This window comes from Sinosporangium album, assembly GCF_900100605.1.
Lineage (GTDB): Bacteria > Actinomycetota > Actinomycetes > Streptosporangiales > Streptosporangiaceae > Sinosporangium > Sinosporangium album.
This window is the reverse complement of sequence record NZ_FNCN01000001.1, coordinates 381,480-397,202: the sequence shown is the minus strand read 5'-3', so window position 1 is coordinate 397,202 and position 15,723 is coordinate 381,480. Positions and strand designations below refer to the sequence as shown.

General features: G+C 67.4%; 10 protein-coding genes. 6 read left to right on the top strand and 4 right to left on the bottom strand.

Translation table 11 applies throughout. The features are described 5' to 3' along the window. Positions 1 to 71 precede the first annotated feature (71 nt). The 5 genes from drmA to BLQ73_RS01675 all read left to right on the top strand — a co-directional run bounded on the left by drmA (position 72) and on the right by BLQ73_RS01675 (position 10,250). On the top strand, positions 72 to 3,968 hold the full coding sequence (gene drmA / locus BLQ73_RS01695) for a DISARM system helicase DrmA (RefSeq protein ID WP_093167466.1): 3,897 nt from the start codon (positions 72 to 74) through the stop codon (positions 3,966 to 3,968). Then, positions 3,965 to 5,887 (top strand): DUF1998 domain-containing protein, encoded by a 1,923-nt coding sequence (gene drmB, locus BLQ73_RS01690; RefSeq protein WP_093167464.1) that lies wholly within the window; start codon positions 3,965 to 3,967, stop codon positions 5,885 to 5,887. The genes drmA and drmB overlap by 4 nt, the downstream gene beginning before the upstream one ends. Beyond that, positions 5,884 to 6,639 (top strand): DISARM system phospholipase D-like protein DrmC, encoded by a 756-nt coding sequence (gene drmC, locus BLQ73_RS01685; RefSeq protein ID WP_093167462.1) that lies wholly within the window; start codon positions 5,884 to 5,886, stop codon positions 6,637 to 6,639. The genes drmB and drmC overlap by 4 nt, the downstream gene beginning before the upstream one ends. An 88-nt stretch (positions 6,640 to 6,727) precedes the next feature. Further along, positions 6,728 to 8,656 (top strand): N-6 DNA methylase, encoded by a 1,929-nt coding sequence (locus tag BLQ73_RS01680; protein WP_143020074.1) that lies wholly within the window; start codon positions 6,728 to 6,730, stop codon positions 8,654 to 8,656. 52 nt (positions 8,657 to 8,708) lie between these two features. Continuing rightward, positions 8,709 to 10,250, top strand: coding sequence for a serine/threonine-protein kinase (locus BLQ73_RS01675; RefSeq protein WP_245690688.1), 1,542 nt, complete (start codon positions 8,709 to 8,711; stop codon positions 10,248 to 10,250). A gap of 82 nt (positions 10,251 to 10,332) precedes the next feature. Here BLQ73_RS01675 and BLQ73_RS33045 read toward each other — a convergent pair whose 3' ends face one another. Further along, on the bottom strand, positions 10,333 to 11,184 hold the full coding sequence (locus BLQ73_RS33045; protein WP_093167455.1) for a DUF4190 domain-containing protein: 852 nt from the start codon (positions 11,182 to 11,184) through the stop codon (positions 10,333 to 10,335). 313 nt (positions 11,185 to 11,497) lie between these two features. On the opposite strand from BLQ73_RS33045, the gene BLQ73_RS01665 reads away from it, so the two are divergent. Next, positions 11,498 to 13,453: an ABC transporter ATP-binding protein gene (locus tag BLQ73_RS01665; RefSeq protein WP_093167453.1), complete on the top strand. Its 1,956-nt coding sequence runs from the start codon at positions 11,498 to 11,500 to the stop codon at positions 13,451 to 13,453. Between the two features lie 52 nt (positions 13,454 to 13,505). Here BLQ73_RS01665 and BLQ73_RS01660 read toward each other — a convergent pair whose 3' ends face one another. The 3 genes from BLQ73_RS01660 to BLQ73_RS01650 form a co-directional block, all read right to left on the bottom strand. Beyond that, positions 13,506 to 13,967: a carboxymuconolactone decarboxylase family protein gene (locus tag BLQ73_RS01660; RefSeq protein ID WP_093167451.1), complete on the bottom strand. Its 462-nt coding sequence runs from the start codon at positions 13,965 to 13,967 to the stop codon at positions 13,506 to 13,508. Next, the gene (sigJ, locus tag BLQ73_RS01655; protein WP_245690686.1) at positions 13,964 to 14,866 is read right to left on the bottom strand and encodes an RNA polymerase sigma factor SigJ; all 903 of its coding nucleotides are present in this window, start codon (positions 14,864 to 14,866) and stop codon (positions 13,964 to 13,966) included. The genes BLQ73_RS01660 and sigJ overlap by 4 nt, the downstream gene beginning before the upstream one ends. A 75-nt stretch (positions 14,867 to 14,941) precedes the next feature. Beyond that, on the bottom strand, positions 14,942 to 15,631 hold the full coding sequence (locus tag BLQ73_RS01650) for a FadR/GntR family transcriptional regulator (protein ID WP_093167447.1): 690 nt from the start codon (positions 15,629 to 15,631) through the stop codon (positions 14,942 to 14,944). Positions 15,632 to 15,723: the final 92 nt, after the last annotated feature.

The window sequence follows — 15,723 nt, the reverse complement described above, 5'->3', positions numbered from 1 at the left end:
TTGCTTTAACAGCATGGAACCGCTCGGGGGAGTTGGATGTCGGCGCGATCTGGAGAGAAGGTGTCCCCGGGGTGTTCGATCGCCAGGAGGGCTTGTTCGAGGCGGGTGCCGTTCAGGACGATCTGTTCGGCGGCGATGGTGGCGACGACGGCGGGGAGGGGTTAGCCGTGCCGTCGGATCGTGAGGAGCCGGTGTCCCCGCTGGACGTGCCGAAGGTGTTTGAGGAGGCCACGTCCTTCCAGGTCAGGGGCGAGTTCGAGAAGCTGGTCCGCAAAGACCTGTTGGGGCCGTGGCACGGGGAGTACGAGGAACTGCCGAAGCGGTCGCGGGGGCCTCGCGACCGCTACCTGGTGGGGATGCTGGGTCCGAAGCGGCTCGTGAGGTCGGTGCTGGAGTCGGCCGACGAGCAGCCGGACGTCGACGTGGCGGTGGGCGGCGACGGGTCCAGTGGTGAGTTGAACGACGTGCTGACGCCGCAGATCCTGGGCCGTATCTGGGCGTCGTCGATGGGGTTGTCGTGCACGGTGCCGGCGGATGTGGACCTGCTGGCGGTGACGGCGTCGTGGGGCCGCTACGGCATCTCCGAGGTGGAGGACGAGGACGGCAGGAAAGTCAACGTTTGGGTGCGGACGCCGGTGGCGCATCGTCTGGAAGTCCGGCTGGACGAGGGGCGCAGGGATCGGATTCCGTTGACGATGCACCGGGCGGAGGACCCGGGCGTGTACCTCTCGGTGGCGGTGCGCGATCTGCCGAATGCGCGCCGGGTGGTGGAGTTGGCTCTCGTCAACGGCCAGGAGGAGCCGGAGAGCAGGAAAGACACGAGCTGGCTGTTCCAGTCGGAGTTGCGGGTGACGGCATTGGACGGGGCAGCACCGGTTTTCCTGCCGATCGGCGACCCGACGGATGACGCGCCGGGCACGTCGCTCGATGGCGAGGACGCCCACCTGAGGCTGCTTTACCGCGACGAGCTGCGGCACGCGACGGGGCGCAATGTGGCGGTGCACGCGGAGGTCCGGGCGGGGGAAAGACGTGCGCACGAGCTGTGTACGACGTGGATCCCGGCGTTCGACGTTCCCACGACGATCGCTCCCGACGGCGACTTGCGGCTGGCCGGAGTGGAGCTGTCGATGGACCGTCTCGCACACGTCGACGTGGCGGAACTGGCGGCTGGGCTGTCGCCGCTGGCCGACGGTTACGCGCTGTGGCTGGACGAGCAGGCGGCGTTGATCGCTGGGCTGCCCGAGGGGTTGAGGGACGCCGCGACGGCCGCCGTGCACCGTGCCCGACAGGCTGCCACGCGTATTCGTGCCGGCATCGTGCTGCTCACCGATCCGGGGCGGGCAAGGCATGGGGAGGCGCTTCGGGCGTTCCGGTTTGCGAACAGGGCGATGGCGCTGCAGCGCCGCCACACGCTGATCGCCGGGCTGCGTGAGGAGCAAGGGCTGGGTTTCGGCGAGGCAGAAGCACAGGTGGCCTCCCGTGGGACTGACGCGGCGAAGTGGCGGCCGTTCCAGCTCGCGTTCATGCTGCTCAACCTGCCGTCCTTGACCGACCCGACTCACCCGGAGCGGTCGCGCGGCGCCGAGTCCGCCTCGACGGCGGTTGTTGACCTTCTGTTCTTCCCCACGGGAGGCGGCAAGACCGAGGCGTATCTCGGCCTGACCGCCTACACCTTTGCGATCCGCCGCATCCAAGGCGAGCTGGGGGCAGGCACGGACAAACGCAGCGGATTGGACGGCGTCGCCGTACTGATGCGTTACACGCTGCGGCTGCTCACGGCGCAGCAGTTTCAGCGGGCCGCGTCGCTGGTGTGCGCGGCGGAGATCCTGCGTCGTGAGGACCCTGGGCAGTGGGGGCGAGAGCCGTTCCGGATCGGGCTGTGGGTGGGGAGCGCGGTGTCACCGAACTGGTTCCCCGATGCGCAGCGGCAGATAGCCGATGCCAGGACCGCCGGACGGGGCGACCGGGTGAACGTGCTGCAGACGCTCACCTGCCCTTGGTGCGGCACGCGCCTGCGCGGGCACCAGGACCTCTACCCCGACGACGACCGGCGCAGGGTGCTGCTCTACTGCCCCAATGGGGAGGGACAGCGTGCCTGCCCGTTCTCCCAGCGGATGTCGCCCGGCGAGGGGCTCCCCATCCTGACCGTCGATGAAGAGATCTACCGGTTGACACCCAGCCTGGTGATCGCGACCGTTGACAAGCTGGCCCAGCTCCCGTGGCGCGGCTACGCGGGGCACCTGTTCGGGCGGGTGGGGCAGTACTGCCCTCGCCACGGCTACCGGCACGACGACCTCGATGACAAGACCAAGTGCGGCAACCGCCACAACTCCAAAGGGAACCTGCCCGCGGTGACGAGCACCGGTGTCGTACGGCTCCGCCCGCCGGACCTCGTCATCCAGGACGAGCTGCACCTGATCTCGGGCGCGCTCGGCACCGTCGTCGGCCTGTTCGAAGCCGCCGTCGACGAGTTGAGCACATGGACGTTCGAGGGGCGGGAGACAGGTCCGAAGATCGTCGCCTCAACAGCCACCACGAAACGCGCCCAAGAGCAGATCCTCGGCGTGTTCGGGCAGGGCCATGCGGTGTTCCCGCCGCAGGTGATCGATGTGAAGGACACGTTCTTCTCCCGCCGCGTGCCCGTCACCGAGGCGAACCCGGGCCGTCGCTATCTCGGCCTGTGCGCGCACGGCACCCGCCTCAAGGCCGCCGAGATCCGCCTCGCCGAGATCCTGCTGCTGGCCGGCCAGACGATGTTCGACAGATACGGCAGAGCCGCCGACCCATACATGACCACGGTCGGCTACTTCAACGCCACCAGGGAACTCGCGGGCATGCGCCGCTACCTGGACGACGACGTCGCGATCCGCGTGCGCCGCCACGGCTCCCTCAAAGGTCTGTCGAACCGGCTTGTCGCCCGGAACGCCGTACTGAACATCCAGGAACTCACGGCGCGCATCTCCTCCGGAGACATCAGCGAGGTATTGAAAAGGCTGGAACTCGGCTTCGACCCCGACCTCGACACCTCGGCCCGCCGCCGCGAGATCATGGCGCACAAGCGCGAGACTCAGCCCGCGCTCCGGGGTAGGAAGGACTCGCACGGCAGGCGGGGCGAGTCGGCCCTGCACCCCTTGGCCGCGCGGGAGCACGAGCGGTCCACGGCGGGGCGGCAGCCGATCGACTTCGCGCTGGCCACCTCGATGCTTCAGGTCGGCGTGGACGTGTCGCGGTTCGGGTTGATGGTCGTCACGGGTCAGCCGAAGAACACCGCGGAGTACATCCAGGCGTCTTCCCGCGTCGGGCGCGACCCGCTACGGCCCGGGTTGGTGATCACTCTCTACAGTTGGACTCGGCCTCGCGATCTCGCGCACTACGAGGACTTCGAGCACTACCACGCGACCTTCTACCGGCAGGTCGAGGCGCTGTCGGTCACGCCGTACACCCGTCGGGCCCTGGACCGCGGCACGACAGCCGCTTTCGTCGCCGCGGTCAGGAACACCGCCGGAGATCATTCGCGTAACGAGGACGCCCACGATGTGGATCTCGACGGGGATGACGTGCGGCGCGTGGTGGCCCGCTGGCTCGACCGCGCGGGATACATCGCGGGGGAGAGGGCCCGTGAGTACCTCGCCGAACGCATCGCCGTGGTCTGCGACGCGTGGCGGCGTGAGAGGTCGGGGCAGTTCGCCCTTGGGTATCAGGAGCAGCGCAAGCGCGGGCGAGAGCGAACCGGCCTGCTGAAGCTTCCGGGGAGCGCATCGTGGGGCGAGTTGACGGTCGGCAACTCGATGCGTGAGACCGAACGCGAGATCAACATGCTGCTGCCAGGCGGTGGGGAGATCTTCACACCGCTCTATGACGCGCCGGGCTGGTCCTTCCGCCTCGATGCCACGGCGTCGGAGGATTCGCGGGCCGACGAAGGCGATGAGATGGGTATGACAGGTGGGCGGGAAGGGAACGAGCGATGACGACCACGGCTCCATATCACCGCAAGGTCGGTAGCATACGGCCCAGCCACCTGATGTTCACGGGTGGAGTCGGTGCACTGATCGATCTGCCGTACTTCACTGTTCTCATGCGCGGGCTTGACGACTGGCGCTACGACTACCCCAGCGGTTCCGAGGAGAACGCCGGGTTCCGCGTCGTCGAGCCAAGGTTGCTGCGTGCAGCGCGCGCGCTGCGCGGACAGCAGGTAGGGGAGCTGCGCGCCGCGCCCTGGCTGGTGGAATCCGATGACGACCCGTCTGACCAGGCGGCGAGGACAGGTGTGCCGGTGGTGCCGTTCCCGGCCTGGATGCGCTGCATCGCATGTGACATCCTCGCCCCCATCGCATCGGCGACCATCTTCAGCTTCGAGAACTCCAAACGACGCAAACCACACGAAGCTCGTTTTTTCCATAAGAGTTGTTCGCGTGCCCAAGGCCGAAAGGCGATCGCGGTTCCCGCCCGTTTCCTTCTCGCGTGTGTGGCGGGGCATCTCGACGAGTTTCCCTATGCCCACTTCGTGCACCGCGGCGGCGCCTGTCCCGCAGCCTCTTACCCGACGTTGGAGATGCAGGACAGGGGAGGCAACATCGGGGTCAACGTCCAGCTCCGCTGTCAATCCTGCAACTCCGAGCCGCGAAACATGAGCGAGGCCATGGGAAGACGCGGCGCGGAGAACCTTCCGGCCTGCCGGGGTCGCCACCCTCATCTGCACAATCAGTTCCCACGCCCATGCAAGGCCGGCTCTCCGCCCAAGCTGCTGGTGCTCGGTGCATCCAACCAGTGGTTCGCGCAGACCTTATCTCTGCTCTCCGTACCAACGGACGCCGACGACGCGTTGGCCGACAAGGTGCGCAAGCACTGGCAGGCCATCGGCCCTTTGAAGTTGGAGATGTACCCCTGGGCGAGGACAGTGGTCAACGGGTTCAGCGAGCTGGCCCGCTGGACCGACGAAGAGATCTGGGCCGCCGTCGAACGTCACCGAGCGTCGCTTGAGGCGCCGGAGGAAGACGAGGAGGGGTATCCCGATCTGCGCACTCCCGAGTGGAAGGCGTTCACCGGGTCCGACGTGACGCAGACCGATGATTTCTCCCTCTACCGGCCTGGAGTTCCGACGGCACTGGCAGGTTTCTACCAGGACGTCGTGCAGGCCGAACGCATCCGGGAGGTGCGCGCGCTCATCGGTTTCACGCGTCTCGACGCCCCCGACCCCGAGGAGCCGGACCTTGTCACCTCGGTTCAGTTGGCCGGAGGACGCCCTGAGTGGCTGCCCGCGAGCGAAGTTCGGGGAGAGGGCGTTTTCATCAGGGTCAGGGAGGAGCTGCTCGCCGAGTGGGAACGGCGGGTGCGTGGCAGCGCAGCGATGAACCGGCATCGCGAGGCCTACGGCCGTTTCCGCGAGAACCGCTTCTCCGACCGGATCAAAACGGACTTCGACCCCATGAAGCACTGGCCCGGCTACCGTTACTATGCCCTGCACACGCTCTCCCACCTGTTGATCCGCACCATTGCTTTGGAATGCGGCTACAACTCGGCGAGCCTCGCCGAACGCATCTACGCGGGGGACGAGACCGACCCGCGCGGTGGCATCTTCATCTACACCGCCGTGCCCGATGCCGAAGGCACCCTTGGCGGGCTGGTCACTCTCGCTGAAGAGCAGTCCCTGATACGGCTGACGCGGCGCGCGCTCATCGAGGCTCGAACCTGCTCCTCCGACCCGTTGTGCTCTGAACGGATTCCCGATCGCGTTGACGACTTCCTGCACGGGGCGGCATGCCATGTATGCCTGTTCGTCTCCGAGACGACCTGTGAACGCGGCAACAGGTTCCTTGATCGCAGGTTCGTTGTCCCGGTCGACGGCAGCGGACTCGCCCTCTTCCCCGAGGCGCCGGTGGTCTCGTGAACCCTGGGTTCGAGCGGGCGGTGGAGAGCGCGGCACGCGCACTCCCACCCGCTCACCTGCGGGTGCTGGCGGCGCGTATCGCCGAAGGGTGGCCTGCCGAGGCTCTGGCCCTCGCACTCCCCACCGTGGACTTCGCCCCCGCCGCCCGTGCCGTGCTCGCCGCGAAGGAGGCGGGTGGTGTGTCCGACGCCGAAGCCGCGGCCTACCTACGCGGCGTCGCCGCCGGGATGGTACGTCAGGCGGCCGAGGTGACCGTGGAATCGGTGTGGAGCGGCCCGCACACGCACGCGGTGCCGCTGCGCTCTACGGCGCAGGTCCTCGTCGAACTGGTGGGTGAGGCTCGGCGGGAACTGCTGCTGATGACCTACTCGGCAAAGCCCTATGCTCCGGTGCTGGAGGCACTGGCCGCCGCCATTGAACGCGGAGTCGGAGTAGTGGCTGTAGTGGAGACACTGCGGGGCGCGGGCGGTGCTCTCACCGACCACGAACCCGCTGCCGCCTTCCGTTCGGTACCCGGAGTCGAACTCTGGCACTGGCCGACGGCGCAGCGGACCGAGGCGGGTGCGAAGATGCATGCCAAGCTCGCAGTGGCCGACCGGCGCGACATGCTGGTCTCGAGTGCCAATCTGACCCAATCGGGCATTGGAAAGAACGTGGAGGCAGGAGTGCGCATCCGTGGAGGCGCCGCGCCAAGGCGAGTGGCGGAGCACCTGGCCGAACTTAGGTTCAAGGGCATTCTGGCTCGATTATGAGCTTGAGGAAACGACTCACGATTGGGAGCAGGTGAAGCGGATCGGCCCGGTGCCGGGCCGCGGGCTGACGAATTCGAGGAGGTAGGCAGTGACGTCGGGGGAGAACGCGACGGTGGCGGCCGGCGACATCGCCAGGCTTGCCGGTGTGGGACGCGCCGCGGTGAGCAACTGGCGCAGGAGATTCGGAGATTTCCCCCAGCCGGTGGGTGGTACGACCGCGAGTCCGCTGTTCTCGCTTGCCGAGGTCGAAGCCTGGCTGGTCGAACAGGGGAAACTCCGACAGCTCCCCCAAGACGAGATGCTGTGGCAGCACGTACGCAACTCGGTCGACGATCTTCAACTGCTGTCACTTGTCAGCCGCCTCGCGACCGCCGTGGCTCACAGGAAGCTGTCATCCTTGCTCCGCAAGGATGACGACAAGGTCGCCGAAGCACTGCCAAACCTGCTCGTCGGTGACAACGATGTTCCGCTGATCCGGGCCACGGCCGAGCTCGCCCGAGAGCGGGGGCTGGCGGAGACGGTGGAGTTCCTCTACACCCGCTACACCGAGGCCCATTCGCGGCGGGTTCAAGCGCTGTCCCCGGAGGTTGCGCGGTTCATGGTGGCGTTTATCGAACCGGAAGCCACCGAAGTATTCGACCCGTCCTGCGCATTCGGTGGTCTTCTTCTGGCGCTCGTGTCCCGCCGCGACGACGGACATGAGATAAGTGCGATTCGGGTGAAGGGGCAGGACCGCAACACCGACGCCGCGAGGCTGGCCTGCGCCCGTTTGACAGCGCGTGGCATTTCCGCCGACATCCAGTCGGGCGATGCCCTGACCCGCGATGCCTTCCCTAACCTTCGCGTCGACGCCGCCGTCTGCGCCCCGCCATTCAATGAGCGCGGCTGGGGCTATGAGGCGTTGACGAACGACCCCCGGTGGGAATATGGCCTGCCGCCACGCGGCGAGTCTGAGTTGGCCTGGGTCCAGCACTGCCTGGCGCACGTCAAGTCCGGCGGACAGGCCATCGTGCTCATGCCCCCCGCCGCCGCCGACCGCAGGTCCGGGCGCAGAATCAGATCTCAGCTCTTGCGCACCGGCACGCTCCAGGCCGTGGTGTCGCTGCCGGCGGGGACGGCCCCGCAGTCCGCTGTCCCTCCACACCTGTGGCTGCTGCGACGACCCGGTGTCGGCGACGGCGTGCCTTCGCATGTGCTCATGGTGGACTCGTCGGAGGGCATTTGCTCCGACGACACAGTGCGGGCATGGCGATCGTTCCGGCGGGGGGAGAAGATCGACGAGGCCTTCGGCCGTACGGTGCCCATCATCGACCTACTCGACGACGAGGTTGACCTCACTCCCGTGCGTCACCTGCCGCGGGCCGCGTCGGTGCAGGTCGGCAACCTCGACCGCGCCCGCGAGGAGTTCTTCGCCCTAGCGGACGCCTTGCCTGCGGCATTGCCGGACGTATCACCGGGGGGCGGGCCGCTCACCATGACGACGATCGCGGAGCTTGTCCGAGCGGGGTCCCTTCAGGTCGAACACACTCCGATGCGCATGGAGACCGAGAGCGGCGATCTACGGCTCCTGACGGTCAAAGACGTAACCCTCGGTCGTCTGGCGACGGGGCAGGGCACACGGGAGGCCGGTCTGGTGATCGGGAGACCGGGCGACATCGTCGTCCCTGCCATCACCCGGCACATCATCGCCCGTGTCCTCGACGAGGAGGAGGCGCTCGGCCCTCACCTGTCCCTGATCCGGCCCAATCCGGAGGTGTTCGACTCGCATTTCATCGCTGGTTTCCTCCGTGCGACGTCGGTCCGTACGGCCGGTTCGGTCACGGGCTCTCACCGGGTGGATGTCAGGCGTGCGCAGATTCCCCGACTTCCCCTCACCGAGCAGCGGAAGTACGGTGAGGCGTTTCGTCGGCTCGACCGTTTCGAAGACACAGTGCGCCGCACCGGCGAGGCAGGTGAGAATCTCCGGCGTCTCATTTTCAATGGCCTGGCCGGCGGCGACCTACTCCCCGACTGTTGAATCCCCGCCCGTTGAACCAGATCAACTCGGCGCCTCAGGCAAGGTGGATGGCTTGAGCAGACCAACCAGCATCGACAACCGCTATGACCTTATCCCTAACTCCCTACGCCAAGGTGGGATGGGGGAGGTCTGGTTCGGGTTCGACAAGCGCCTTGATCGCAAGGTCGCCATCAAGTTCATCAGGATCGACAAGCTTCCCGACGGCAAGCCCGACACTATGCTTACGCAGCGGTTCGTGCGCGAATCGCGTATCACCGCGAGACTTGAGCACCCCGGGGTTCCCTCCGTCTACGACTGCGGAACGGTCGGCGACGATCTCTATCTGGTCATGCAACTCATTGACGGCTGCCCAGTGTCGGCACTCCTTGACGAAGTCGGCCATGTGCCTGTCGCCTGGGTTGCCGCAATCGGCGCACAGGTATGTTCGGTACTGGCGGTCGCCCATACCCATTCGCTCGTGCACCGGGACCTGAAGCCCTCCAACCTGATGCTCTGCGCGGACGGCACTGTGAAAGTGCTCGACTTCGGCGTCGCCGCCGCTCTCGCATCCAACGAGACCAGGCTCACCATGACGGGCATGGCGCTGGGCACGCCGGAGTACATGGCCCCAGAGCAGGCTCTCTCCGCTACCACCAGTCCGCAGAGCGATCTTTATTCCCTTGGCGTGATCCTCGATGAGTTGTTGACTGGCGAGAACCAGTTCGCCGGTGCGACTCGGCTGGCCGCCATGCGCAATCACATCGATCTCGCCCCTCGATCGCCGGGCGCGTGCAGGCCGGCTGTGCCGAAGGGGCTTGATCATCTAATTCTCCAAATGTTAGCCAAAAAGCCGGAGAACCGCCCGGCGAGCGCCGTTGAGGTCTACGACAGACTGATGGAGTTTTGTGGTGACCTCCCCGCCTTCCCGGGATATGTCGACATGGCTGCCGCGCATCCGGTCCGTATGTATTCCGCGGTGGTTGGCCGGATAGCGCCGTCCGTCCGGGAGGCCGTCTCGCCGCCTTCTAAGCCCGAGCGTGTTCCAATGCCCGCCCAGACTGTGCGGGCAAGCGACATCGCTTTGGCGCGGAGCGACGCCCGTGCTCTCATCGCTGAATCCCGTTTCACTCAGGCGGCCGACCTCCTCGCTGCCATCGTCGAGCCCGCCGGCCAGACGTTCGGCGCGCAGGACTCAAGCGTGATCAACCTGCGCTTGGAGCTCGCCGACGCGTTGTTCCTCGGTGGCGATTACTCGCGGGCCGCTTCGGCATTCGGGAAACTGGCAGAGGATCTCGCTGTGCGCGACGGGGCGGGGAACGACCTCGCGCTGCGCTGCCGCCAGCAACAGGCAACCTGTCACGCAGCGCTGGGTGAGAGCAGCCTTGCCCTCTCCAAGCTCAACGCGCTGCTTAAGGACGAACGGCGCTTCGGTGCGGACGAAGACCGCATCCTGGAACTACGCGAGCAGATCGGCCTCCTAGAGTTCGGCTCCGGCAATCCGAGCCGGGCCGCCAGTACGCTCAAAGCCCTCCTGCCCGACCTCGAACGTCGCCACGGCGCTGGCCACTTGAAGGTCGCGAGAATCCGAGAGATCCTCGCGACCGTCGATTCCTGACGCGGGACGTATGGTCGCTTGTGGCCGTCGTGCGAAGCAGGGGGCAGACCCGCGTTACGAGGGACAGATGGTTCTGACGGAGCTACTTCTTCAGGCTTCCGTAGACCTTGATCCGGTCGACCTGGAAGCTGGGGACGGTGGTGTTGCCGCCGATCTGGGTTTCGTAGCTTTCGCTACCGAGAGAGGTCACGTAGGCCTGGAAAAGGTCGCCTTGCACCACGTCGGACAGACGTGACTCCGACCCGGTGAGGAGTGCGTTCTGGTCGAAGTCGACGAAGCCGTAGGACGGTTGGAGTTTCGCGTGCCCGGTGTCGGCGCGGAATGTCGTGGTGCCGGTGGCCGCGTCGAACTGGGTGACTTCTCCGTAGATGATGAACTGCTTGCCGGTGTACGCGTCGGGGTCTTTGGTGAGTTTCGCGAAGCCTCTGCCGCTCAGAGTGCGGTAGTCCGATGCCGTGAAGGTGGAGCGCGTCGGGGTCGGTACGGCTGAGGACGCCTCCTTGTCCGCCGGAGTCGTGTCGGCCTGGGCCGTCTCCTCGGGGCCTGAGGTCTCCTCGACGGGGTTGGCGTTGGCCTCGGCCGACGCCTGGATCTCCTCGTAGCTTTCGATGGCCGCGTTGGTGAAGAGGCCGAAGACGGCGACGCTCACCACTGTCGAGACGATCCCCAGATAGCCGAGGACGAGTCCCGCGATGGCCAGCCCCCTGCCGAGGGCGTGTGTGGTCCGGATCTTTATGAGTGCGACATGTCCCAGAATCACGGCGAGAAGGCTGCCAAGGCCGCATAGCCAGAGAATGCCGAACACCAGCGACGCGATGGCGAGGCCGTTGGTTCGTGGGGGAGGTGCGCCGTATCCGCCGTATCCGGGCCCTTGTCCGGGATAGCCGGAGGCGTGGGTGGGGTAATCATGGTTCGGCGGATTTTGATCGTACATGCCTGCCACCTGGGGTTTTTCTTTGGGGAGCGATTAGCTTAGGGGAATTTGGTCACCTCTGGATCACGGAATGTTCAAAAGCGTATCGGTGTGAATACCTACTTTTTGGAAGCTGAAATGCCTTCGCATTGACCGTCGCCTTGGCATTTGTTGATCAAGAGGCGAGGGTGGGCGGGCTTGAGGTCAAGCATGCTTGAGGTTCTACGCTCAAGGTGAGCCGCCGGCGACAGCGGCGGCGGTGCCGTACTCAAGGGCCATCAGGGGCCATCGGGGGCGGCACTTCCGGCGAGCGAGAGAGCCCGGTGGTGAAAAAATGGACATGCAAGTGACGGCCTGGCACTCGATGTACAGCGCCATACACGCGCAAGACGACAAACGCCCCTTCTCCAAGGCGGTGTTACGCAGGATCGGGGGGTTCATCCGGCCGCACCGCCGGCAGCTCATGTGGTTCATGGCGTTGAGCGTCGTGCTGGCCGTGCTCGCGGTGGTGACGCCCGTGCTGGCCGGGCAGGTGGTCGACGCGATCGTCAACGCCGCCCCGCTTGAGAACGTCGTACGGCTGGCGCTGATCATCGCCGGGCTCGCCATCGCGGAGGCGGGGCTGGGTCTGCTGGGGCGGTGGCTGTCGTCGGGCGTCGGCGAAGGACTCATCCTCACCATGCGGACGGCCGTGTTCGACCACGTGCAGCGCATGCCCGTGGCGTTCTTCACCCGCACCCGCACCGGAGCCCTCGTCAGCAGGCTGAACAACGACGTCATCGGCGCGCAGCGCGCGTTCACCCAGGTCCTGTCCGGCGTCGTCGGCAACGTGGTGACGCTGGTCCTGACGTTCGTCGTGATGGTGGGGATCTCGTGGCAGATCACGCTGCTCGCGCTGCTCCTGCTACCGGTGTTCGTGATCCCCGCCCGCCGCATGGGCACCCGGCTGGCCCGGCTGCAGCGCGAGGCCGCCAACCACAACGCGCTGATGAGCACCCAGATGACCGAGAGGTTCTCCGCGCCCGGCGCGACGCTCGTCAAGCTGTTCGGCAGGCCGTCGCGCGAGTCGACGGAGTTCGCCCTGCGGGCGCGGCGCGTCCGCGACATCGGCGTGCGCACGGCCATGGTGCAGGCGGTGTTCGTCACCGCGCTGACCCTGGTGTCGGCGCTCGCGCTCGCGGTCGTGTACGGCCTCGGTGGCTTCTACTCCCTGAGCGGGCAGCTCGACGCCGGCGCCGTGGTCGCGCTCGCGCTGCTGCTCACCCGCCTCTACGCTCCGCTCACCGCGCTGGCCAGCGCACGCGTCGAGGTGATGAGCGCACTCGTCAGCTTCGAGCGGGTCTTCGAAGTGCTCGACCTCAAGCCGCTCATCACCGAGAAGCCCGACGCCGAGACCGTGCCGGAAGGCCCGGTGTCGCTGGAGTTCGACGGCGTGGACTTCGCCTACCCGTCGGCCGACAAGGTGTCGCTGGCCTCCCTGGAGGAGGTCGCCGCCCTCGACAGCCGCGGCGGAGTCCAAGTGCTCCACAATGTGTCGTTCAAGGCCGAACCCGGCCACATGGTCGCGCTCGTCGGTTCGTCCGGCGCCGGCAAGTCCACGATCGCCCAGCTCACGGCCCGGCTGTACGACGTGGACGGCGGTGCCGTACGCCTGTCGGGCATCGACGTGCGCGACCTGTCCGCGCAGTCGATCCGGGAAACGCTCGGCGTCGTCACCCAGGACGGGCACCTGTTCCACGACTCCATCCGGGAGAACCTGCTCCTGGCCCGGCCCGAGGCCACCGAGGACGAACTGTGGGACGCGCTGCTGCGCGCCCGGCTGGACACCCTGGTCAGGTCGCTCCCCGACAAGCTCGACACCGTGGTGGGGGAGCGGGGCTACCGCCTGTCGGGCGGCGAACGGCAACGCCTCACCATCGCCCGGATCCTGCTGGCCAGGCCCCGCGTCGTCATCCTCGACGAGGCGACCGCCCACCTGGACTCGACCTCCGAGGCGGCCGTCCAGGACGCCCTGGCCGAAGCCCTCGACGGGCGCACCTCCCTGGTCATCGCCCACCGACTCTCCACTGTGCGGGCGGCCGACCTCATCCTCGTCATCGAGGACGGGCGCGTCGTCGAACGCGGCACCCACGCCGAACTCCTCGCCGCGGGCGGACGCTACGAGGAGCTCCACCGCACCCAGTTCGAGCAGTCGCCCGAGGCGCCCGAGGCGCCCGAGGCGCCCGAGCCGTCCGAGGCGGCCGAGCCGTTCCGCGCGGAGCCGGGCGGCGATCTGGCCACCGTACGGTGACCCCGGGCAGTCGCGGCCTCCGCCCCCACAGGGGGCGGAGGCCGCGACGGGCTCAGGAGCTCTTCTGGTGCGACCCCGGCGGCATCCTGGTGATCACAGCGATACGGTTCCACGCGTTGATCGTGGCGATCGCCACGATCAACGCGGAGAGATCGTCCTCATCGAAATGCTTGGCGGCCTCCCGCCACACCTCATCCGGGACCGCCTCCGGCCGGTCGGCCAGCCGGGTGCCCTCCTCGGCCAGGGCGAGCGCCGCCCGCTCGGCGTCGGTGAACCACGGCGCCTCCCGCCACACAGGCACGTTGAAGAGCCGGTCGTCGGTCTCCCCGGCCTTGCGAAGCTCACGGGAGTGCATGTCCACGCAGAGGCCGCACCCGTTGATCTGGCTGACCCGCAGTTTCACCAGCCCCATCGTGATCTTCGACAGGCCGCTGTCCCGCAGGAACTCCTCCAGGCCCACCATGGCCTTGTAGGCTTCCGGCCTCTGCCGGAGGACATTCAGGCGTGCTGTCATTGGACTCTCCCTAGTTTCTCTGGATTGAGCACCATGTAGATCTCGGTGACGCGGCCGTCGACCACGGCTATCCCGATCACGCACTTGACCTCGCCGTCGCGCGTCCAGCAAAGCCCCGGCTCGCCGTTCACCGTGGTCGGCTCCAATGCGTACCCAGGTCTGGCACGCCTCGTCATCACCCCGACCAGGAAGCGCGCCACGCGGTCCGCGCCGCGTAGCACCCGCCGTGCCGCCGTGACAACCCCGCCGCCGTCACTGCGCAACACCACAGTCGGATCCAGCAGCGTCAACAGTGCGTCGAGATCATGCCCGAGGCACGCCCCCGCGAACGCCGTCACGACCTTGCGGTGTTCAGCCGGATCCACCTCGAAGCGCGGGCCGCGACTGCGCACATGCCTCCGCGCCCGTGCCGCCAACTGTCGGCATGCCGCCGGCGTACGGCCCACGACCCGGCCGACCTCGTCGAACGCCAGCCCGAACACATCGTGCAGCACGAACGCCGTGCGTTCAGCCGGGCTCAGCGACTCCAGCACGACGAGCATCGCCAGACTCATCGACTCGTCCAGCGTCACCCGATCCGCCGGGTCGCCGCCCTCGACCACCGGCTCGGGCAGCCACGGCCCGACGTACTCCTCACGCCGCACCCGCGCCGACCGCAGCACGTCGAGCGCCAGCCGCGACACCGTCACGACCAGCCATCCGGTCACGTCGTCGATCTCGGCGTGTGCCGTACGGCTCAGCCGCAGCCACGCCTCCTGCACGACGTCCTCGGCCTCGCCCAGGCTGCCGAGCAGGCCGTACGCCACTCCGACCAGCCGCGGCCTGATCGCCTCGAACTCGGCGGCCAGTTCCACTAGGCCACGCGCGCACTCACCGTTCACATCCCAAGGACGAGACACACCTCCAGGATGTGACATCCCCCGCCCGCCGTACGGCGGAGCCCTGCCCGTTCCTCGTCACCGGTGAGGTGGGTCCTACAGCGACTGGAGCCGGGCGAGTGTCTGCTCCAGCTCGCCCTGCAAGGTGCGCCGGGCGGCTTCGGCGTCTTCCCGGGCGATGGCGTCCACCAGCGCGGCGTGGCTCTCGTCGCCGTGGTCGGGCCGGCCGGCACGCAGATCGAGAAGCTCGACGAGATCGATGAGCCCTTGCCGGAGCACGGGCGTGAACTCGGTGAACAGGCCCGTCAGGACCGGGTTGTGGGCTGCGGCGATCACCGCCGCGTGCAGGGCTATGTCGGCGTCGACGAATTCGGCGTCGTTCTTGGCGGCGGCGTCGCGGCGCTCGGCCAGGGCGGCGCGGAGGGCCGTGATGTCGTCGTCGGTACGGCGCCGCGCCGCGAGGTGCGCGGCTTCGACCTCGACGAGCATGCGGACTTCGTAGACGTCGGTGACGGCCGCCTGGCGGAGTCGGACGGACCAGTCGTCCTGGGGGGTGGTCGCGATGACGAAGACCCCGGACCCTTGACGTGCCTGCACCAGCCCCGCCCCGGCCAGGGCGCGGAGGGCCTCCCTGACGGTGGAGCGGCCGACGCCGAGGGATTTGGCCAGGGTGGTCTCGCCGGGGAGCTTGGTGCCCACGGGCCATTCACCACCGGTGATCTGCGCCCGCAGGTGCTCGGTGGCCTGCTCGACCAAGGGGGACGGCCTCAGGGCGCCGAGGGGCATGTGACGGCCACCTTCCTGAAACTTGTCAGCTTGTCTGCGGAGTTGGTGCTATTCTACCGGGCATGCTGCGGTTCGAGCTTCTCCTTGGTTGC